Genomic DNA, 20,137 nt, shown 5'->3' with positions numbered 1-20,137 from the left:
ACCCGCTCCGACGTCATACCGGCGCCGTGACAGCAGCCGGAGGAACCCAAGCTCCCCGTAGATGCGGTAGGAGTGACTACCGGAGTCAGATTTAGGCAACCTATACCCCTCCCCCCTACCCGAAGCAAGCGCTTCGTATATTCCGCATGTGACGCTTACGTGTGCGTCTCAGAGACCGAGAAGGACAATTGCGCGCGCCCAGAACCGACGTGCCGCGCGCGTCGATCCCCATTGACACGGGCTACCCCCATGGGGTTTCCTCGACGGCGTTCGGCTCGTTCCTCTTTACACACTCCGGATCTCGGCGACGGGTGAAGACTCAAAAACCGACCGCCGGCCGACGGATAAAACGGAACCTGCCGGAGTAGATCCGATTCTTCTCGCGATCTTCTGATCATTCGAGGTCGAGCGCTGGTGGCTGGTCGACAACCTTCTGCCCGAAGCCGAGAACCGCGGGGGAACATCCATGACGAGTACAGGCTTGAGCGGTGTGCGCGCACCCAGGACTTTCGCGCACGCTCTGCATGAGCGGGCAACACGGTCACCTGATGTGGTCGGTTTCCGGTTCGTCGCCGATGACGAGTCGGTCGAAGAAGTCACGTATGCCGAGCTCGATACGCGTGCGCGGACGGTGGCGGCCGGGCTCCTCGGGAACGCCGAAGGACGGGATGATCCGGCGCTGCTGCTGTTCGCGCCCGGCCTGGACTATCTGACCGGCCTGTTCGGCTGCTTCTACGCGGGAGTTCCCGCGGTCCCGGCCTTCCCTCCGGATCCGACGCGTCTTTCCCGCACGCTGCCGCGGCTCGCGGCAATCATCGAGGACACCGGCTCCGCCATTGTTCTCACCACGACGGACATCAAGCCCCTCATCGAGCAGTGGCTGGACACCGCGTTGGGGCGCGCCCCCCGGGTGATCGCGACGAACGAGCTCGAAAGCGAGGGCGCGGGGATCGCGCCGGCGGCTCCGCGGGGGTTGCCGGCGCTGCTCCAGTACACCTCGGGTTCGACATCGCTGCCGCGTGGCGTTGTGCTGACTCATGCCCAGCTGATGGACAACTGCCGGGACATCGGGCGTGGTTTCGGCATCCACGCTGATAGTTCGGGCGCCCTGTGGCTGCCTCCGTACCATGACATGGGGCTGATCGGCGGCATCCTCACCCCGCTGTTCTCCGGCATCCCCGCCACCCTGACCTCACCGGTGACGTTCCTTCGCCGACCGCTGTCCTGGCTGCGCATGGTCTCGCGGTATCGGGCGACGATCACTGGCGGGCCGAACTTCGCGTACGAGCTGTGTCTGCGGCGTGCGACGGACGAGAATGTCAAAGGGCTGGACCTGTCCAGCGTCGAGGTCACCTTTACCGGAGCCGAGCCGGTGCGGGCGCGGACCATGTCGCGCTTCGCCGAGCGATTCGGCGCGTGCGGTTTCCGGGCCGAGTCTTTCTATCCGTGCTACGGGCTTGCCGAGGCGACACTGTTCGTGACCGGCGGTGCGCCGTTGGAGGGCTGGCGCTCGGTGCGGGTCTCGAGTGAGTCCCTCGACGCCGACGGCATCGCTCGTCCGACAGCCGCGTCCGAGCCGTCGAGGCAACTGGTGAGTTGCGGGCGGCCTGGTCCCGACACTCGGCTGCTGATCGTCGATCCCGACTCCCGTGAGCCTTTGGACAGCGACAAGGTGGGAGAGATCTGGGTTGCCTCTCCCAGTGTCGCGGAGGGTTACTGGCGCAGGCCCACGGAGTCCGCCACGACGTTCGGGGAAAAGACCGCGACGGGGGAAGGCCCCTTCCTGCGCACCGGCGACCTCGGCTTCTTGCGGGATGGCGAACTGTTCGTGGTGGGCCGCATGAAGGACCTGATCGTGATCAACGGACGGAATTACCATCCTGTCGACATCGAACTGCTCTGTGAGAACTCGGTTCCGGGAATCCGCCGTAACTGCGGTACCGCGTTCTCGATCGAAGACGCGGAGAAATCAACGGAACGTCTCGTTTTGGTCTACGAGGTGGATCCCGGCAGCGACAGGCCTCATCAGGACATCATCGACGACATCCGCCGGACGGTTTCCATGGGATGCAGCGTTCCCCCATATGCGGTGGTGCTGATTCCACCCCGGACGATCCACAAGACCTCGAGCGGAAAGGTGCAGCGCTGGATGGCGCGCCGCTGCTACCTGGCCGGTGAGTTCGAGGAACTCGCCCGGTGGGAAGCGGCCTCGTAGTCCGCTCCGCGATGGCGTCTTGGGCGCGGGATCAGTGCTGGTGATCGCCTTCGGGGCCGTCGGGAGTCCGGCTCCCGGCCGGTCCTTGCGCGCCGCGGTCGGCGTCGGCGGTGAAGCTTGCCGTGCGGACCTTTCCCTGGTGCTGGAAGTCGAGGAAGAGCCGGTAGGTGCCCGCGCTGGGCGCGGTGGCGGTGAAGGAGATGGTGGGGCCCGGCTTGGTCCCGCCGTCGCCGGGGGCGCCGTTGGGATGCGTGTGCAGGTAGGCGAGGTCTCCGGAGCGCAGAGCCACCAGGTGGCCGTAGGCGCCGAGGTAGGGGTCGAGGTCGGTGACGGGGCGTCCGTTCCGGGTGACCTTCAGCTTGAGCTCGCTCGCGACCCCGGGGCGCAGTCGGCCGTCGAGGGTGACGGTGTAGCCGTCGACCCTGGTGACCTTCGCGGGTGCGGGCAGCGGGGCCGGGCGATAGGAGCCGGAGACGGCGAGGTCCGTGCCCAGGGTCAGATTTCCGGCACCCTTGGCGGCGGGGGTGAAGTCGGCGAACAGCCGGTAAGCGCCGGCTGCGGGGAGGTCGGCCTTGGTGCTCCAGGTGCCGTCCGGTGACCGGGTGGGGTGCAGGTGCCGGTAGGCACCCAGGTCCCGGGAGGCAAGGATCAGATGGAGTTCCTTGCCGTGCTCGCGCTTGAAGGCGGTGGTCTTCCGGCCCGCGCCGTCACGGATGGTGAAGCGGAGTTCGGACTTCTTCGCCACGGGGATGCGCGGGGTCTCCAGGTCCAGGCGGTAGCCGTTCTCCACGATCTGCAAACCGCCCGGTGGTGTGTTGTGGCCGCTCCGGGTGTGTTCGCCCGGCTCGCCTTCCCTGTTCGAGGCGTTGCCGTCTTCGTGTCCCGCATGGGCCGCGGGGTCGACCGAGGCGCCGATCGGAACAACCACATCGCCCACCCCGTAGGCGGCCCCGAAGGTGGCGGCGAGCGCGACAGCGAAGGCAGTGATTTCCAAAGGGGTGTTCATGGGGTCTCCTCGGGCGTCATCCGGCGTCTGCCACAGACGGAGCTTATACCCCGCCGGGGTATAAGCAAGATGCGGTGGCCCACTTGCCGAGGATACGGGTAGGGGGTATACAGTCGGAGATATGGATACCCCCAAGGGGTATCGATATCGTTAAGTCCGTGATTCTCCCAGGAGGAAGCATGTCCGACTGCTGCACGCCCGACGGAAGCTGCTCGACCGGTGCCACACAGAGCACGGCGACCGCGGCGGCCGACAGCGTCTCGACGGTCTACACGGTGACGGGCATGACCTGTGGCCACTGCAAGTCTTCCGTCACCAAGGCCGTCAGCGAGATCGGCGGCGTGCTGGGCGTCGAGGTCGATGTCGATGCCGGCCGTGTCGCCGTCACCACCAGCGGGGAGCCCGACGACGCCGCGTTCGCGAAGGCCGTCGATGAGGCGGGCTACAAGCTCACCGGCCGCGCCGCCTGATCCCCTCTCCACGCCGCTGGGCCCGCACCCCCGTGCGGGCCCAGCTTCCCTCTTGAGGAGCAGTGATGACGAATCTCACCGAAACCAGCGAGGTCGAACTCGCCATCGGTGGCATGACCTGCGCCTCGTGCGCAGCGCGGATCGAGAAGCGGCTCAACCGCATGGACGGGGTCGAGGCGACCGTCAACTACGCGACCGAAAAGGCGAAGGTCAGCTACCACGGCGAAAGCGTGTCCGTCAGGGATCTGATCGCCACGGTGGAGGCGACCGGCTACACCGCCGAACAGCCCGCCCCGCGGCGCACCGAGCCCGCCGCCGGGGAAGCGGGGGCGGCGGAGGAGGAGACCGACGAGCTGCGGCCCCTGCGTCAGCGGCTGGTGACCACCGTGGTCCTCGCGGTGCCGGTGATCGCGATGGCCATGGTTCCCGCGTTGCAGTTCGAGTACTGGCAGTGGCTGTCCCTGACCCTGGCCGCCCCTGTGGTCACGTACGCGGCCTGGCCCTTCCACCGCGCGGCCTGGACGAATGCCCGGCACGGTGCGGCAACGATGGACACCCTGATCTCGGTGGGGACTTCGGCCGCGTTCCTGTGGTCGCTGTGGGCGCTGTTCTTCGGTACCGCGGGCACCCCCGGCATGACGCACGCCTTCGAGCTGACGATCGCCCGCAGCGACGGCGCGGGCAACATCTATCTGGAGGCCGCCGCCGGCGTCACCGCCTTCATCCTGGCAGGACGTTACTTCGAGGCGCGCTCCAAGCGGATGGCGGGTGCGGCGCTCAAGGCCCTGCTCGAACTCGGGGCCAAGGAGGTCACGGTCCTGCGCGACGGGGCAGAGTCCACGATCCCCATCGCCGACCTGCACACCGGTGACCGCTTCCTGGTGCGTCCCGGGGAAAAGATCGCCACCGACGGGACGGTGGTCGAGGGCTCGTCGGCCGTCGACGCCTCGATGCTCACCGGGGAGTCCATACCGGTGGAGGTCGTCGTCGGGGACGGCGTCGCCGGCGCCACCCTGAACACCAGCGGACGGCTCGTCGTCGAGGCCACCCGGGTCGGTGCCGACACCCAGCTGGCCCGGATGGCGAAACTGGTGGAGGACGCGCAGAACGGAAAGGCCGCGGCACAGCGGCTCGCCGACCGGATCTCGGCCGTCTTCGTCCCCATCGTGATCGCCCTCGCGATGGGCACATTCGGCTTCTGGCTCGGCAACGGGGCCGGTCTGACGGCAGCGTTCACGGCCGCTGTCGCCGTGCTGATCATCGCCTGCCCGTGCGCCCTGGGCCTTGCCACCCCGACAGCCCTCATGGTGGGCACCGGCCGCGGCGCCCAGGTGGGCATCCTCATCAAGGGACCCGAGGCCCTGGAAACCGCCCGCAAGGTCGACACCGTCGTACTGGACAAGACCGGCACCGTCACCACTGGTCGGATGAGCCTGGTCGCGGTGCGGACCGAGGAGGACGAAGCCGAAGTCCTCCGCCTGGCGGGCGCTTTGGAGAACGCCTCCGAGCATCCGATCGCCCGCGCCGTCGCCGAGGGCGCGACGCGGAAGGTCGGCGCGCTCCCGGTCCCCGAGGACTTCACCAATGTCGCCGGTCTGGGCATTCAAGGGGTCGTCGAGGGTCATGCGGTGCTCGTGGGCCGCCAAAGGCTGCTGGACGAGTGGGAGATCCCCCTGCCGGCCGATATGGAACGGGCCAAAACGGAGGCGGAGGCCGCGGGGCGGACCGCGATCGTGGTGGCCTGGGACGGCGCGGCACGGGCGGTGCTGGAGGTCGCAGACGCGATCAAGGAGACCAGTCCCGAAGCCATCAGCCGGCTGCGCGCCCTCGGCCTCACCCCGATCCTGCTCACGGGCGACAACAAGGCGGTGGCCGCCACCATCGCGGCGGAGGTTGGGATCGACGAGGTGATCGCCGAGGTGATGCCCGAGGACAAGGCGGATGTGGTCAAGCGTCTACAGGAGGAGGGCCACAGTGTCGCCATGGTCGGTGACGGCATCAACGACGCGGCCGCGCTCGCCCGGGCCGACCTTGGTCTGGCAATGGGGACAGGGACGGACGCGGCCATCGAGGCGAGCGACCTCACCCTCGTTCGAGGTGATCTGCGAACGGCGTCGGATGCCATCCGTCTCTCACGCAAGACTCTGGGAACGATCCACTCGAACCTCTTCTGGGCGTTCCTCTACAACGTGACCGCCCTGCCGCTGGCCGCGGCGGGCCTGCTGAACCCGATGATCGCGGGCGCCGCGATGGCCTTCTCGTCGGTCTCCGTGGTCGGCAACTCGCTCCGGCTGCGGCGTTTCTCCGCCCAGTCCTGAGTCAGCGGCTTGGCACCTCCGGTATCGAGGACCACGCGGTGGTGGTGGTCGTGAAGATGCCGCGAAGAGTCATTGACCCGTTTGCAGAGCCATTGCAAGACTGTTAAGTCTGTTCAACCACGGGGGTGGCAAACGGAGTTGAGCTTTTTATGGACCCTCGCCACTGAACTCACGGCGCGTACGCGAGAACGATCAGCACCAGCATCGCCGCGCGGAGGACGGACAACGGGGGTACTCGGGCATGACTCGCTTCGCGCTGCTTGTCGGCTGTCTCGTCATGTGTGCCGTCTGGTTACCTCGGCCCCTGTCCCGGGCCGCGTGGCCGTCGCGCTTCCCCCGTGCCGCTCTGGCGGTGTGGATGGGGCTCCTGACGACGGTGTCGGCGGCCGCCATCGTGATCGGCCTGATATCCGTACGGCACGTGCTGCGGCCCTCGGCGGGGATCACCGGGCTCCGCTGCTGTCTGGCACTCCTGCCCTCCCCGCTCATGGGCCGGCTCCTGGGGGGCCTGTGTCTGACCGGCGCGGGCATGGGCATGGCGGTCGCGGTGCGAGGCGTCTTCGTCGGCGGGCGTACGCTCAGGCGGATGCGCAAGGAGTGGCGCGGTCATGTCGCGACGCTCGACGTACTGGCCAGTCCGCTGCCGGGGATGCCCGCCATCGTTCTGGACCACGCGGCCCCGGCCGCGTACTGCGTACCGACCCGCGGCGGCCGCGTAGTGATCACCTCGGGCGCGCTACGGCAGCTGACGAAGAGCGAGGGAGCAGCCGTCGTCGAGCACGAACGGGCGCATCTGCGTGGCCGCCACCACCTGATGACGGCCATCACCACGTCGCTCGCGCGGGCGTTCCCCCGTGTGCCGCTGGTGCGGCTCGCCCGCCCCGCGGTGGCCCGGCTCGTCGAACTCGCCGCGGACGACAGGGCATCGCGCCGCTGCCGCTCCGACGTCGTGATCGCCGCACTGTGCGTGCTGGGCGCGGAGACGAGCACACCGAGGGCTCTCCAGCCGGGGAACGAAGGCGTGCCCGAACGCATTCGCCGACTGCGCCAGATGCCCGTGGACGGCGTGGTGCGGGTCGTGGTGCCCACGGCCGTCGTACTGCCCGTGGTCGCTTCGCTGCCTCTGATCAGTGCGTGGGCGTGGACGGGAGGGTGCTGACGCGGCGGACGGGAGCGCATGGGCGGTCAGCCCTCACCCTCGCCCGCCGCAGCGACGCGTGGAGGCTCGGCGCCGTTCCGCCGCTCGGCTCTGGCGCGCATCTTGCGGCGGACGGCGAGCACGAGGGCGGTGAGCCCGGCCGCAACCCACATCAGACGACGTCCTCTTCGAGCCGGCTCCTGAGCCAGTCCCGGGCCGCCTCCGAGGTGTCGGCCGCCATGGTCGGGCAACCCCACACCTGATCGCCCGAGCGGAGCACCTTGGCATGCCGCTCCTGTTCCCCGACGGGCAGGACGAAGACCAGGCCGCGGCAGCGTTCGGCCAGCCGGGGACGCAGACTCCGTACCGCACGGACCTGCTGGACGGCCTCGTCGCCGCCCCGCTCCGCGGGGGCGCCCCACGGCATCTCGACCGCGGCCCCGAAGGGCTCGTCCCGTTCGAGAGCCTCTTCCAGGACACGTACGACCAAGGCGCGAGCCTCACCCTGGGGCAAGTCGACGGCATGGACGTGCAGTACGGGCCACCCGGCCCAGTCGACGGACACGGATCTCTCCTTCGAGTCAACCTTTGGTTAGGCAACCCTAATTTTTGCGGACGCCCGTCCGCAAGTGTCCGGTACCGTTCTCCCCATGAGTTCGTCCCGCCCCGACGCCGACCACTCCAGCCCCGCCGCACGCCCACGCCGCGCCTGGGGCAGTCTGAGCCGTGCGCAGATCGTGTCCCGTGGCCTGGAGATCGCGCGCGACGAGGGGATGCAGGCGCTGACGATCCGGCGGCTGGCGTCCGACCTGGGGGCGTCGCGGATGGCGCTGTACCGGCACGTGCCGGACAAGGAGGCGCTGGTCGATCTGGTCATGGACGCCATCGCCGAACATGACATCGTGCCCCTGGACGTCGACGAGGGGCCGTGGCAGCAGCGGCTACGGCGGCTGGCCGCCGACATGCGGCGAGAACTGGCCGCCCGTCCCGGGCTCGTGGACATCCTGATGACCCGCGCCCACCACGGGCCGGGCGCCCTGCGGCTGGTCGACAGCGTGCTCGGTATCCTCGCCGACGCCGGCCTCGGCGAACGACAGGCGGCCCGCCACTATCTGATCTTCGTCGACCTGGTCCTGGGCCGTCTCCACCGCGAGACGCACGGCGATCCGGTGGACCACCACCGAACCGCCAGTCTCGTGGCTCTCGCCGAGGAGGCCGATGGCCACCCTCGGCTCCGGGCGGCCCTTCCGCATCTCCGTGATCTGACGCCAGAGCAGATCCTGGAGAGCGAGCTCGACATGCTGATCCTCGCCGTCGAAACCGCCGCCCGCCGGACGTGAACCGGGACAGGTCGCGTCAGGCGTCCGCGTCGTCGGCGTCGGGCAGCTGATGCAGGGCGGAGCGCAGCGCCGTCGAACGTTCCCTGCCCAGCCCTTCGACGAAGTGGAGCAGCGCCACTTCGGGGTCCGCGCTCCTCCCGAGGACCTGTCGCATGAGCCGGGCGACACAGGCGTCCCGGGCTTCAACGGGTGTGTAGACGTACTGCTTCCCGCGCTTGGTCCGCTCCAGCCAGCCCTTGCGGAACAGCTTGTCCATCGTGGTCATCACGGTGGTGTAGGCGAGGGGCCGGGTGCGGGAGGAGTTGATCTGCCCCGCGATGTCACGGACGGTGACCGCCTCGCCGCTGGCCCAGACCCGATCCATCACCGCGGACTCAAGACTGCCAAGGTTCCACATCGCCCGACCTCCCCAACCTCGCCTGGCGATGATATAGGCACAGTGCCGGGGCCGGCTCGGCGGTCTCGGGGAAGGGCCCCTACGCTCCCGGGCATCGGAGACTGGCGAGCAGGGTGCGCTCGAGTATCGACGCGGCCTCCCCCGCCCGCAGACGCCGTGCCGAGGTCTCCGAGGACGCGGTGTGCAGCAGGCTGTAGAAGACGGTGACGAGCCAGGTGCGGGGCAGGTCGGTACGGAAGACCCCTTCGTCCTGGCCACGGGCGATGAGGCGGTCGACCCGGTCGAGTACCTTGCGATGCTGCCGACGCCGACGCGGCTCCCCGACGAGGCCCTCGGAGGCCGTCACCAGGAACGAGTGCTGGTCGAGGATGCGCCAGCACGAGTGCACCATGCGGACCATCGCCTCGTCGGCCGGGCCGCCGTCGAGATCCTGGGCCTCCAACGCCTTGTCGGCCTCGTTCACCGAATGGGCGAGGACGGCCTCGAACAGTTCCTCACGCGAGGGAAAGTGGGAGTACAACGTCACCCTGCTCACACCGGCGGCACGGGCGACGGCGGTCATGCTCGCGTTGGGGTCCTCGCGGAAGCATTCGAGCCCGGCGGTGACGATCGAGACGATGCTCCGCTCGGCGTCGGCCCGCCTGCGCGGGGCCGTCCGTGCCGCGCCGCCCTGCTGCGCTTGGCGGCTGGGAGTCGTAGGCATGTGGGGAGTCTACGACAGGGGTCCGTGGCCTGATCCGTGCCACACACCGTCGGTCACCCCCGCGGTCACCCGCCGTCCACCGGGACGATATGCCGTGACACGCTCCGCAACTTCTCGCAGGTCTCCTCGAATTCGCGCTCCGGATTCGACTCCCCGACGATCCCGGCGCCGGCACGCAGCCAGGTGCGCCCGCCGCTCCGGTAGACGGTGCGCAGGACGAGGGCCGCGTCCAGATCGCCTTCGCAGCCCACCGTCAGAACCGCGCCGCTGTACAAGCCCCGGGGTTCCGCTTCATGACGTCGGATCAACGTGTAGGCGGCCGTCTTGGGTATGCCCGACGCGGTCACGGCCGGGAAGACCGCGGCCAGGGCCGGCCAGGGCCCCTCGGCGCGATCCGCGAGGCGGCCGGTGACGCGTGAGGCCAGGTGCTGCACACTGCCCCGCCGCTTGACGTCCATCAGCTCCTCGACTCGTACCGTCCCCGGCGTACAGACCGTCCTCATCTCGTTCCACGCCAGCTGCACGGAGACCGCGTGTTCATACACCTCCTTTGCATCCGCCAGCAGTTCGGCGCGCAGGCGGTCGTCCAGTTCGGTGTCACCGGTCAGCGCCCTGGTGCCGGCCAGCGGCTGGGTCGAGACCGCACCGTCGGCCGCGACCTCGACCACGGTTTCCGGGCTGAATCCCGCGGCTTCGAGCCCGCCGAGGTGCAACAGGAAGGAGCGGGCCGGGGTGTTGGCCCGACGGCCGGCCAGATAGGTGCCGATCAGATCGATGTCCTGTTCCACTTCCACGGTCCGGGAGAGGATCACCTTGTGCAGTTCACCGCCGCGTATGGCGGAGACCGCGGCCGAGACGGCGGCCTGGTACGGCTCCCGGGCGCCGCCCGTGATGTCGACGGACACCGGTGAAGGGGACGCCGGCTCGGTGTCGGGGCCGGCCAGCAGACGGCAGACCTTGTCCACCATGGCCGGGTCGGTACATCGGATCAGCGCCCGCCCGGCTTGGATGCGCACTTCCACGGCGGGGACGACGAGATGCAGCAGGACCTGCTCCGCCGACGGCACCGCCGCGCCCGGGAGGCCCGCGAGGAGGTACGAAAGCTCGAAGGAGGCCCAGCCGTACGCGCGCCACCCGTCGACGGGCACTCCGTCGAGGAGCCGCCGCACCTGGCGCAGCGGTTGGTCCGTTCGCGGCATCGAGGTGTGTACCGTACCTGCCCGGTAGTCGACGCGGTCGCGGAGGACGGTGAGTTCGGCCTCGGGGCCGGCCGCGTAGCACCACTCGCCCTGCCGCTCGTACACCACGTACAGCTCGTGCGGTCCGCGTCGGGCGAGACGCGTGGCGTGAACCATCGGGTCGCCCGGAATGTTCAGGGTGATTTCGTGGTAAGGCTGCCGCTCGGCCATGGGTGTCCTTGGGTGTGAGGGTGATCCGGTCGGCTCGGAGCACGCGGATGGCTGGATGTCCCTGGGGGCCGCCCCCGGGATCGCCCGGGACGGCCCCCAGGCTCAACGGGGACGGGCGTCCGCCGCGGGGTCACCGGGGCGGAACTCCGCTGCCCCCGCGCTCGGCGCGGACCCGACGGTCCGGGCGAGTTCGCGTTTGTCGACCTTGCCCACGCTGGTCAGGGGAAAGGAGTCACAGATCCGCACGATGTCGGGGATCTTGTATGCGGCCAGCCCTCGGTCGCGCAGGAAGGCGGCCACGTCCGGGACCTGGTCGTATCCCTCGCGCAGGAGGAGGCAGGCGCAGGTGCGCTCGCCGAGGTACGAGTCGGGGACGGGCACCACGGCGGCGTCCAGAACGGCGGGGTGGGCCCTGAGGTGGTTCTGCAACTCGTCCGCCGAGACCTTGTCGCCGCCCCGGTTCACGAGGTCCTTCTCCCGTCCCTCCACGACCAGCCGGCCCTCCGGGGTGAGCCGGACCAGGTCGCCGGTGCGGTAGAAGCCGTCGGCCGTGAAGGCCCGGCAGTTGTGTTCGGGCGCGCGGTAATAGCCACGCAGGGTGTAGGGGCCGCGGGTCAGCAGGCTCCCGACCGCGCCCAGCGGGACCTCCCGGTCCGATTCGTCCACGATCCGTATCTCGTCGTCGGGAGAGAGCGGGAGTCCCTGCGTGGTGGCGACGGTCTCCGGGTCATCACCACGGCGGGTGTAGCTGAGGAACCCCTCGGCCATGCCGAACACCTGCTGGAGTTCGCAGCCGAGGGCCGGGCCGATCGTTCGGGCGGTGTCCGCGGACAGCCGGGCACCGCCCACCTGGAGGAGTTCAAGGCTGCTGATGTCGGCGGAACTCCACCGCACGGCCTGCGTCCACAGTGCGGCCAGGGGCGGCACCACCGCCGTGACCGTCACCGAGAACCGTTCGATCGCGGCGAAGGCGCTGTCGGGGCTGGGCGACGAGCACAGGGCGACCGAGCCGCCGGCCTGGAGCGTGCCCAGGACGCCGGGGCAGGCCAGCGGGAAGTTGTGGCCCATGGGCAGGACGGCGAGGTAGACACTGCGCCGGTTCAGTGCGCAGACCTCGGCGCTGGCGCGGAGGTTGTAGAAGTAGTCGTCGTGGGTGCGCGGGATCAGCTTGGGCAGTCCGGTGGTGCCGCCGGAGACCAGCAACAGCGCCGGATCGCCCGGCTCGGGCGCCTGCAACGGCCGCGGCTCGGCGTCGACCTCGCGCAGGGAGGTGTGCGGTCCGGCCCGACCGGCGACCAGCACATGGCGGATCGAGGGCACTCGCGCACGGACGTCCTGGGCGAGCGCCCGGTAGTCGAAACCGGTGTCCGGATCGATGTCGGGGATGACGTAGGCGACGGAGTCGGTGCTCCTGCACAGGTGTACGACTTCGCTGGCGCGGTAGGCGGGCAGCCCGAGGACGGGCAGGGCGCCCAGGCGGAACAGAGCGAAGAGCAGCGGCAGGAATTCCGGGACGTTGGGGAGTTGGACGACGACGCGATCCCCTGGCCGGACGCCGAGCTCACACAGGCCGGCGGCGAGTCGGTCGCTGCGCCCGTCCAGTTCGGCATAGCTCCACGACAGGTCCTCACAGAGCACCGCCGGGGCGTCCGGATGTTCACGCGCTCGGTCGCGCAGGATGTCACCCAGGGGCCGACCCCGCCAGTGTCCGGCCCGGCGATATCGCTCGGATAATTCGTCGGGCCACGGAACCACATCCACCGGATCCACACCTCTCAAATCGAGATCTCCAGGAATCCACCAACCCTTACTTGGCCGTAAAGAATCTGTCTCACCACAGAGCTTCGGTCAATAAAGCAACGGTAAAGGTAGAGTAAAGTCCAGCACAGATCCGCATTCAGTTTCCACTACCTTGAGTGTATTTACGGGGCCATTTCGGACATACCCCAGCCGGGTACTACCCCTTTGAGTACCTCCCTTCCGCCGGACGCACGGAGTGATTTAGGTTGAGTCGGCGGAATTCCCTGTCCACGCCATTCATAAATCGCCGGTAAATCAGTCGGCGAGGCCCCGGAGAGAGGACAGCCATGACACCCCACGCCCCCGCCGCGGAGCGGCAGATCCGCGAAGCCCTGTCCGAGGTGCTCGGCCTCCCACCGGAGACCGTGCCGGAGACGGACAACCTGATTTCCCACGGGCTCGACTCGATTCGCGTGATGGCCCTCGTGGGGCGCTGGCGCTCGGCCGGAGTCGAGGTGGACTACGCGGAACTGGCCAAGGAGCCCACCGTAGGCGCCTGGACGCGCTTGCTCGCAGAGCGGCTGCCCGCTGTCGCTCCCGCGGCGAAGGGCGGCCGATGTACCGACGGCCCGGAACCCGGCCCGGGGGCCGTACCGGACGAGTCCTCGCCCTTCCCGCTGACCCCGGTGCAGCAGGCGTACTGGATCGGGCGCACGGACGGCCAGTCGCTCGGCGGCAACGGCTGCCATGCCTATGTCGAGTTCGACGGCCGGGAGGTCCGGGCCGACCGCCTGGAGTCGGCCGTGCGTACGCTCATCGCGAAGCACGGAATGCTCCGGGCACGGTTCCTGGACGACGGGACCCAGCAGGTGTCGGCGACCTCGCCATGGCCGGGCCTGACCGTGCACGACCTGCGGGAGTTCTCCCCACAGGAGGCGGACGACGCCCTGGATCGGGTTCGCGGCCGGCTGTCGCACCGCCGGTTCGACGTCGCCGCCGGCCATGTCTTCGACGTCCAGCTGTCGCTGCGGCCCGGGGGCGCCACCCGGATCCACTTCGGGATCGATCTGCTCGTCGCCGACGTCCTCAGCATCCAGCTCCTGCTCGCCGAGATGGCAGCGCACTACAGCGGGCAGCACAGCGGGCAGCCCGGGGCGCCGGATCGTGCGGCCGCGGCCGAGCCGGCCTACTCGTTCTCCCGCTATCTCACCGACCTGGCCGCGCAGCGCGGTGCGTCCCGCGAGAAGGCCCGCGCCTACTGGCGGGACCGGCTCGCGGAGCTGCCGGCAGGCCCCGCGCTGCCGTTGGCCGCGGACCCCGAGCAGGTGGAACGGCCGAGGTTCACCCGACGCCGCATGCGGCTGGCGCCCGATGCCTGGCGAAGGTTCGCCGAGCGGGCCCGGGCCCACGGGGTGACTCCCGCCATGGCCCTGGCCACCGCATACGCCGAGGTGCTCGGTGCCTGGAGCGCCCAGCAGCGCTTCGTGCTGAATCTCCCGCTCTTCGACCGTCAGCCCCTGAGCCCCGAAGTGGGCGGCCTGGTCGCCGACTTCACCAACCTCGTCCTGGTGGCCGCGGACACCTCGGACGGGGCGCCGTTCGTGGATCACGCACGGCGGCTCCAGACCCGGTTCCAGACCGATGCGGCGCACACCGCGTACTCGGCGGTCGAGGTCCTGCGCGACCTGGCCCGCGCCCGGCCCGGCGACCGGGTGTCCGCTCCCGTCGTGTTCGCCAGCAACATCGGTTCCGAGTTCGTCGGGGAGCACTTCCGCGGCACTCTGGGCGAGTTCGGCTGGATGATCTCCCAGACGCCGCAGGTGTGGCTCGATCACCAGGTGTACGAGGACGCCGGCGGACTGCTGCTCGCCTGGGACGCCGCCGAGGAACTGTTCCCCGACGGCCTGCTCGACGCCATGTTCGCCGCCTACGGCCGGCTCGTGCGGTCGCTCGCCGGTGCGGATGACGACGCCTGGTCCTCGCCCGTCCCGGCCCTCCTGCCCGACGCCCAGCGCGCCGCCCGCACCAGGGTCAACGACACCGCCGCCCCCGAGACCGGGGAACTGCTGCACGAAGCCGCCGTCCGGACGGCCCTCGAGCACGGACAGCGCATCGCGCTGCGCTGGGGCGCGGACGGGCGGATGAGCTACGACGAACTCCTGCGTCGCGCCCTCCGCGTGGCCGCCCGGCTGCGCGACCGGGACGTGTCGAAGGGCGAACCGGTCGCCGTCGTCCTGGACAAGGGCTGGGAGCAGATCGTCGCCGTTCTCGGCATCCTCCTCGCCGGCGGCGCCTATCTGCCGGTGGACACCAATCAGCCGCCGGCCCGTCGTGACGTCATGCTCGCGGACGCGGGGGTGCGCGAGCTCCTCACCCACTCCCGGGTGGCGTCCTTCGAGGAGTTCCCCGCCGCGGTGCACACCATCGAGGTCGACACCCTGTCCCCGGCCGCCCCCGGGACCGCGCTGCCCGAAGCCGTCGCGGGCGGAGAGGACCTCGCGTACGTCATCTACACCTCGGGGTCGACCGGCCGCCCGAAGGGCGTGATGATCAGTCACCGCAGCGCGGTCAACACCGTGACGGACATCAACGGCCGCTTCGGCATCACCTCCGAGGACCGCGTCCTCGCGCTGGCGGCGCTGGGTTTCGACCTTTCCGTGTACGACATCTTCGGTCTGCTGGCCGTCGGCGGCGCTCTCGTGCTGCCCGACGCGGAACGCCGCGGCGACCCCTCGCACTGGGCGGACCTCGTCGCCCGGCACCGCGTCACTCTGTGGAACTCCGTGCCCGCCCAGCTCCAGATGCTCCAGACCTACGCCGACAGCGAGCCGGCCCTCGACCTGACCTCGCTCCGGCGCGCCCTCCTGTCGGGGGACTGGATACCGGTGACCCTGCCCGACGCGGTGCGCCGTCGATGTCCCGGCCTCGAACTCGTCAGTCTCGGCGGCGCCACGGAGGCGGCGATCTGGTCGATCCACCACCCGATCGGGGAGGTACCCGCCCACTGGCGCAGCATCCCGTACGGAAAACCGCTGGCCAACCAGACCTTTCACGTACTGGACACCGCACTGCGGCCGCGCCCCGACCTCGTCCCCGGCGAACTGTGGATCGGGGGCGTCGGACTGGCCAAGGGGTACCTGGGCGACGACCAGCGCACCGGGGAACGGTTCGTGGTCCATCCCGGCACCGGGGAACGTCTCTACCGCACCGGGGACCTCGGCCGCTATCTGCCGGACGGCGACATCGAGTTCCTCGGCCGCGAGGACTCCCAGGTCAAAGTGCGCGGGCACCGTATCGAACTGGCCGAGATCGAGGCCGCGTTGCTGTCCCGGCCCGACGTGGAGTCCGCGGCCGTCGTGGTCCACGGCACGGACTCGGCAAACCGGCGCATCGCCGCCGTGGTGACCAGCAGGCGGTGTGCAGACCCGTTCACCGCCGCCGACGCGGCCAAGGGACCGGCTCAGACCGCCCATGCCACGGCCGTACGGGCGATCGAGCGGACCGAACTCAGGCACCTCGGGAAGGAGCAACGACGGCTGAACCGCGTGGCGTTCACCGCCATGGCCGCGGCACTGCGCGAATCGGGCGCCTTCCCGCCCCGGGCCGAGCCGCCGACAGCGGAGCAGATCATGCGCCGGGCGGGGGTGCCGCCCCGCTTCCACCGTGTGGTGCGCCGCTGGCTCGCGGTGCTGGAGCACGAGGGTCTGGTCCGCCGCGACCCGGAGACCGGCCGGTACCAGGATCTGATGGCCGCCGACTCGGTCCTTCTCGCCGAAGAGCTGAACCGACTGGAGACCGAGGGCTGCGCGCCCTTGTGGACCGCGCCCGTTCTCGCTCTGCTCACCGCGAGCATGCGGAAGCTGCCGGAGATCCTGCGCGGGGAACTGGACCAGGTGCGGTTGCTGTTCCCCGACGGCGATACTGACTCCGCGCGGGCCCTGTACGCGGACAACGCGATCATGCGGTACCTCAACCGTGCCGCGGCCGCCCTGGCGGCCGCCCTCGCCGCCGGGGCCGCCCCCGGGCGTCCGTTCCGTGTCCTCGAGGCAGGGGCAGGCGTCGGCGCGACGACGGACCAGATGGCGACGGCGCTGCCGGCGGCCGCGCGGGCAGCGGGGACGGAGCCCGACTATCTCTTCACCGACGTGTCGCAGTTCTTCCTCAACGAGGCACGCGGCCGCTTCGCAGCCCACCCGTGGCTGCGCTACGGCCTGTTCGACTTCAACACCGACTACCGCGCCCAGGGACTGCGGCCGCAGAGCTTCGACATGATCGTGGTCGCCAACGCGCTCCACAACGCCCTGAACATCGACATCGTGCTGGCCCGGCTGCGGGAGCTGCTCGCCCCCGGGGGCTGGCTGGTCTTCACCGAACTCACCGTGAACCGCCCCGACCTGATGACCTGGATGGAGTTCCTGATCCGCCTCGACGGAGCGGACCCCGACGCGGAGGGGGACTTCGAGGACCGGCGGCGCGGCCGTGACCAGACCTTCTTCACCGTGGACGAGTGGCGCACCCTGCTGACCGAGGCGGGCGCACAGGCCGTCCTGGTCCTCCCGGAGGACGGCGGCGAACTGGCCTTGTTCGGCCAGCATCTGATCGCGGCCACGTTCAAGCGGGACCGGGCCGACATCGATCTGGAGGACCTGCGCGACCATCTCGCCGAGCAGCTGCCCGAGTACATGATCCCGGCGCATCTGGAGGCGGTCGAAGCCCTGCCGCTCAGCGCGAACGGCAAGGTCGACCGCAAGACCGTGCTCTCCTGGGTGGCCGACGGCCGCCCGGACGACGTGGGGCGCTCGGCACCGCCGCTGGACGGGCTGGAACGCCGCCTCGCCACCCTGTGGGCCGAACTGCTCGGCGTCGGCGCCGTCGCTCGTGACGACAACTTCTACGAACTCGGCGGAGACTCCCTGCTCGTGGCCCAGTTCATCGGGCGGCTGCGCCGCGAGCTGCCGGCCGCGGCGACGCTGTCCTTCGAGGAACTGCTGCGGGCCGTGGTGCGCCGGCCCACCCTCGCCGCGGTCGCCGAACGGCTGCGGCAGGTGGACGACGAGGAGGTGCCGGGCCGATGAACCGCATGGCCTCCGGTTCCCTCGGGCTCGCGCAGCGGTGGCTGCGTGGTCCCAGGCCCCGGCGCCGCCCCCGGCTGCGTCTGGTCTGCTTCCCGCACGCCGGCGGCTCGGCCCGCTTCTTCTACCCCTGGCTGCGTGAACTCCCCACCAGCGTCGAGCTGCTGGCGGTGCAGTATCCGGGCCGCGACGACCGTATCGACGAACCCGTACTGGATCGGATGGACCTGCTGTGCGAGCCACTGGCCAAGGCCGTCGCCGAGGTCGCCGACGTACCGCTGGTGCTGTTCGGGCACAGCATGGGGGCATCGGTGGCCTTCGAAGTGGCCCGGCGGCTCGATTCCCCGTCGTCCGGTCCCGTACGCCACCTGTTCGTCTCCGCCCGGCCGGCCCCCTTCTCGGCCGACCCCGCCCTCGGACCACCGCGAGACGACGACACCTTGGTCAGGGAACTGGCCCGGCTGGGCGGGACGGATCCGACGCTGTTCGACGACCCCGAGATCCGCGCCGCACTGCTGCCCGCGATCCGGGGCGACTACCGGCTGATCGAGGGCTACCGCTACCGGGCGGGCCCGCCGCTGTCCTGTGCCATGACGGCCGTGCTGGGGAGCCACGACCCGAAGGTCCCGCACCGGCTCGCCGAGGGGTGGCAGGCCGCCACCACCGGCACCTTCACCCTGCGTGTGATGCCCGGCGGCCACTTCTACCTGTCCGAGCGCCGCTCGGCCCTGATCGCCTATCTGCTCACGACGCTGGGGCTGCACGGCACCCGCCGCGACGGGCCCGCCTCGACCCCCTGACGACGGGGCGCCCCGGCACCCGACGCGGACCCGAGCACCCGAACTACTTCCATGGAGGACCCTTGAGCCGGATCGGCAAGGACGGGCGCCAGCGCGGGTTCGGCGGCGACGGCCGGTGAACGACCCGCTCGCCAAGCCCCGCGAGTCCTGCGGCGTGGTCGGTGCCTGGGGCCCGGCCACACCCGCCCTGCGCACCATGATGATTTCCCTCCAGCACCGCGGACAGCAGAGCGCCGGCATCGCCGCCTGCCACGACACCGGCATCGTGTGCCGGACGGGGTCCGGCCGCGTGACGGAAGTCTTCCCCGACGCCCGCCCCCGAGTGCTGCGTGACGCACACGGGGCCGTCGGACACGTGCGGTACGCGACGTCCGGCGCCGATGGGCCCGAGGACGGGTCGGCCCAGCCCATTCTGCTGGACGGCTGGGCCGACCCCGTCTGTCTGGCACACAACGGCACGCTGGTGAACACGGGACCGGCCCGCGCGAAGCTGGGCATCCCCGCCGGTGCCACGGACACCGCCGTCCTGGGCCGGCTGCTGACCGCGGCCATGGAGCAGCGCGGCGTGACGCTCTCCGACGCCCTCCATACAGTGCTGCCGCGGATCACCGGCGCGTACTCGCTGGTGCTCACCGACGGCCGTCGGTTGTACGGGGTCCGGGACCCGCAGGCGTTCCGGCCCCTGTGTCTGGGCCGGCTCGACGACACCTGGCTGCTGGCCTCGGAGTCCGCCGCCGTCGCCGCGGTCGGCGGGACCTTCGTCCGTGAGCTGGAAGCGGGCGAGGTGGTCGAGATCGGCGCGGCCGGCTTCCGGAGCAGCCGTCTCGACGTGCCGGGGGCCCGACGTGCCTCATGCCTGTTCGAGCACGTGTACTTCGCCCGCGCCGATTCCCGCATCGACGGCCGGAGCGTGTACGAGGCCCGGTACGCGGCCGGCCGGGCACTGGTCCGGCACGCGCCTCCCCCTCCGGGCGCGGATGTGGTGGTGGCCGTACCCGACACGGCTCGGGTGGCCGCCGACGGCTACGCCTGGCAGGCCGGGCTCCCCTCCGTCCAGGGGTTGCTGCGACACGAGGGGGTGGGCAGGTCGTTCATCACCGCGGCCCCGGCCGGCCGCGCGGCGGCCGTCCGGCAGAAACTGTCCGTCGTACCGGCGGCCGTCGAAGGGCGCTCGGTCGTCCTCGTGGACGACTCGCTCGTACGCGGCACCACGATGACCGCGGTCGTCGCCATGCTCCGCGAGGCAGGGGTGCGCGCCGTCCACCTGCGCATCGCGTCCCCTCCGCACCGCTGGCCGTGCTTCTACGGCATCGACACGGGCCGTGGGGACGCCCTGGTGGGCGCCCGGGTCGCCCCGGACCGCCTGGCCGCGCACCTCGGCTGCGACAGCGCGGGGTTCCTGCCGCTGGACGCCCTGCTGGGTGCGGTGGGCGGCGCCACGGACTCGTACTGCACCGCGTGCCTCGACGGGCGGTTCCCCACCGCGGTGGAGTTCCCCGACGGAGCCCTGTTGCAGCGGCAGCCGTGAA

15 protein-coding genes are annotated in these 20,137 nt (G+C 70.4%); 8 read left to right on the top strand and 7 right to left on the bottom strand.

Features of this window, described 5'->3' with window-relative positions; all coding sequences use genetic code 11:
- Positions 1-466 precede the first annotated feature (466 nt).
- Complete coding sequence (locus ACJX2R_RS46365) at positions 467-2,215, top strand: fatty acyl-AMP ligase (RefSeq protein WP_413105027.1); 1,749 nt, start codon at positions 467-469, stop codon at positions 2,213-2,215.
- Between the two features lie 31 nt (positions 2,216-2,246).
- Here the strand turns inward: ACJX2R_RS46365 and ACJX2R_RS46360 are convergent, their stop codons facing one another.
- Entirely contained in the window at positions 2,247-3,221 is a 975-nt protein-coding gene (locus ACJX2R_RS46360) for a hypothetical protein (RefSeq protein ID WP_413105026.1), read from the bottom strand.
- 179 nt (positions 3,222-3,400) lie between these two features.
- Here ACJX2R_RS46360 and ACJX2R_RS46355 point away from each other — a divergent pair, with 179 nt between their 5' ends.
- The 3 genes from ACJX2R_RS46355 to ACJX2R_RS46345 all read left to right on the top strand — a co-directional run bounded on the left by ACJX2R_RS46355 (position 3,401) and on the right by ACJX2R_RS46345 (position 7,168).
- Positions 3,401-3,691, top strand: coding sequence for a heavy-metal-associated domain-containing protein (locus ACJX2R_RS46355; RefSeq protein ID WP_413105025.1), 291 nt, complete (start codon positions 3,401-3,403; stop codon positions 3,689-3,691).
- Positions 3,692-3,756: 65 nt separating this feature from the next.
- Positions 3,757-6,009, top strand: a complete 2,253-nt coding sequence (locus tag ACJX2R_RS46350; protein ID WP_413105024.1) for a heavy metal translocating P-type ATPase — start codon at positions 3,757-3,759, stop codon at positions 6,007-6,009.
- 358 nt (positions 6,010-6,367) lie between these two features.
- Positions 6,368-7,168, top strand: a complete 801-nt coding sequence (locus ACJX2R_RS46345; protein WP_413105023.1) for a M56 family metallopeptidase — start codon at positions 6,368-6,370, stop codon at positions 7,166-7,168.
- A 26-nt stretch (positions 7,169-7,194) separates the two neighbouring features.
- Here ACJX2R_RS46345 and ACJX2R_RS46340 read toward each other — a convergent pair whose 3' ends face one another.
- Positions 7,195-7,320 carry a hypothetical protein gene (locus ACJX2R_RS46340; RefSeq protein ID WP_262697416.1) on the bottom strand — a complete coding sequence of 42 codons (126 nt, stop codon included), beginning with the start codon at positions 7,318-7,320 and terminating at the stop codon, positions 7,195-7,197.
- Entirely contained in the window at positions 7,320-7,712 is a 393-nt protein-coding gene (locus ACJX2R_RS46335; RefSeq protein ID WP_413105022.1) for a hypothetical protein, read from the bottom strand. Before ACJX2R_RS46335 ends, ACJX2R_RS46340 begins: the two co-directional genes overlap by 1 nt.
- Positions 7,713-7,797: 85 nt before the next feature.
- On the opposite strand from ACJX2R_RS46335, the gene ACJX2R_RS46330 reads away from it, so the two are divergent.
- Entirely contained in the window at positions 7,798-8,487 is a 690-nt protein-coding gene (locus ACJX2R_RS46330; protein ID WP_413105021.1) for a TetR/AcrR family transcriptional regulator, read from the top strand.
- A 16-nt stretch (positions 8,488-8,503) separates the two neighbouring features.
- On the opposite strand, the gene ACJX2R_RS46325 is transcribed toward ACJX2R_RS46330, so the two are convergent.
- From ACJX2R_RS46325 to ACJX2R_RS46310, 4 genes are all read right to left on the bottom strand, one after another.
- On the bottom strand, positions 8,504-8,884 hold the full coding sequence (locus ACJX2R_RS46325) for a BlaI/MecI/CopY family transcriptional regulator (protein ID WP_413105020.1): 381 nt from the start codon (positions 8,882-8,884) through the stop codon (positions 8,504-8,506).
- 79 nt (positions 8,885-8,963) lie between these two features.
- Positions 8,964-9,587 carry a TetR/AcrR family transcriptional regulator gene (locus ACJX2R_RS46320; protein ID WP_262697420.1) on the bottom strand — a complete coding sequence of 208 codons (624 nt, stop codon included), beginning with the start codon at positions 9,585-9,587 and terminating at the stop codon, positions 8,964-8,966.
- Between the two features lie 65 nt (positions 9,588-9,652).
- A complete protein-coding gene (locus ACJX2R_RS46315) occupies positions 9,653-10,996 on the bottom strand; it encodes a salicylate synthase (RefSeq protein WP_413105019.1) in 1,344 nt (447 codons plus the stop codon).
- A gap of 102 nt (positions 10,997-11,098) precedes the next feature.
- Entirely contained in the window at positions 11,099-12,766 is a 1,668-nt protein-coding gene (locus tag ACJX2R_RS46310) for a (2,3-dihydroxybenzoyl)adenylate synthase (RefSeq protein ID WP_413105018.1), read from the bottom strand.
- 317 nt (positions 12,767-13,083) lie between these two features.
- On the opposite strand from ACJX2R_RS46310, the gene ACJX2R_RS46305 reads away from it, so the two are divergent.
- From ACJX2R_RS46305 to purF, 3 genes are all read left to right on the top strand, one after another.
- Positions 13,084-17,811, top strand: a complete 4,728-nt coding sequence (locus tag ACJX2R_RS46305) for an amino acid adenylation domain-containing protein (protein ID WP_413105017.1) — start codon at positions 13,084-13,086, stop codon at positions 17,809-17,811.
- Positions 17,808-18,608, top strand: coding sequence for a thioesterase II family protein (locus tag ACJX2R_RS46300; protein WP_413105016.1), 801 nt, complete (start codon positions 17,808-17,810; stop codon positions 18,606-18,608). Before ACJX2R_RS46305 ends, ACJX2R_RS46300 begins: the two co-directional genes overlap by 4 nt.
- A 115-nt stretch (positions 18,609-18,723) precedes the next feature.
- The gene (gene purF, locus ACJX2R_RS46295; RefSeq protein ID WP_413105015.1) at positions 18,724-20,136 is read left to right on the top strand and encodes an amidophosphoribosyltransferase; all 1,413 of its coding nucleotides are present in this window, start codon (positions 18,724-18,726) and stop codon (positions 20,134-20,136) included.
- The last annotated feature ends 1 nt before the right edge of the window (position 20,137 follow it).

The organism is Streptomyces sp. Inha503, assembly GCF_047215865.1.
Classification (GTDB): domain Bacteria; phylum Actinomycetota; class Actinomycetes; order Streptomycetales; family Streptomycetaceae; genus Streptomyces; species Streptomyces lycopersici.
Note: the sequence above shows the minus strand (reverse complement) of the source record. Positions and strands in the feature narration are given on the sequence as shown.

What these genes read in the sequence shown, in the direction of transcription:
- ACJX2R_RS46355 (WP_413105025.1), top strand. Translation starts at nt 3,401, where the DNA reads ATGTCCGACTGCTGCACGCCCGACGGAAGCTGCTCGACCGGTGCCACA.
- ACJX2R_RS46350 (WP_413105024.1), top strand. Translation starts at nt 3,757, where the DNA reads ATGACGAATCTCACCGAAACCAGCGAGGTCGAACTCGCCATCGGTGGC.
- ACJX2R_RS46360 (WP_413105026.1), bottom strand. Translation starts at nt 3,221, where the DNA reads ATGAACACCCCTTTGGAAATCACTGCCTTCGCTGTCGCGCTCGCCGCC.
- ACJX2R_RS46365 (WP_413105027.1), top strand. Translation starts at nt 467, where the DNA reads ATGACGAGTACAGGCTTGAGCGGTGTGCGCGCACCCAGGACTTTCGCG.
- ACJX2R_RS46340 (WP_262697416.1), bottom strand. Translation starts at nt 7,320, where the DNA reads ATGTGGGTTGCGGCCGGGCTCACCGCCCTCGTGCTCGCCGTCCGCCGC.
- ACJX2R_RS46305 (WP_413105017.1), top strand. Translation starts at nt 13,084, where the DNA reads ATGACACCCCACGCCCCCGCCGCGGAGCGGCAGATCCGCGAAGCCCTG.
- ACJX2R_RS46315 (WP_413105019.1), bottom strand. Translation starts at nt 10,996, where the DNA reads ATGGCCGAGCGGCAGCCTTACCACGAAATCACCCTGAACATTCCGGGC.
- ACJX2R_RS46345 (WP_413105023.1), top strand. Translation starts at nt 6,368, where the DNA reads ATGGGGCTCCTGACGACGGTGTCGGCGGCCGCCATCGTGATCGGCCTG.
- ACJX2R_RS46320 (WP_262697420.1), bottom strand. Translation starts at nt 9,587, where the DNA reads ATGCCTACGACTCCCAGCCGCCAAGCGCAGCAGGGCGGCGCGGCACGG.
- ACJX2R_RS46330 (WP_413105021.1), top strand. Translation starts at nt 7,798, where the DNA reads ATGAGTTCGTCCCGCCCCGACGCCGACCACTCCAGCCCCGCCGCACGC.
- ACJX2R_RS46325 (WP_413105020.1), bottom strand. Translation starts at nt 8,884, where the DNA reads ATGTGGAACCTTGGCAGTCTTGAGTCCGCGGTGATGGATCGGGTCTGG.
- ACJX2R_RS46300 (WP_413105016.1), top strand. Translation starts at nt 17,808, where the DNA reads ATGAACCGCATGGCCTCCGGTTCCCTCGGGCTCGCGCAGCGGTGGCTG.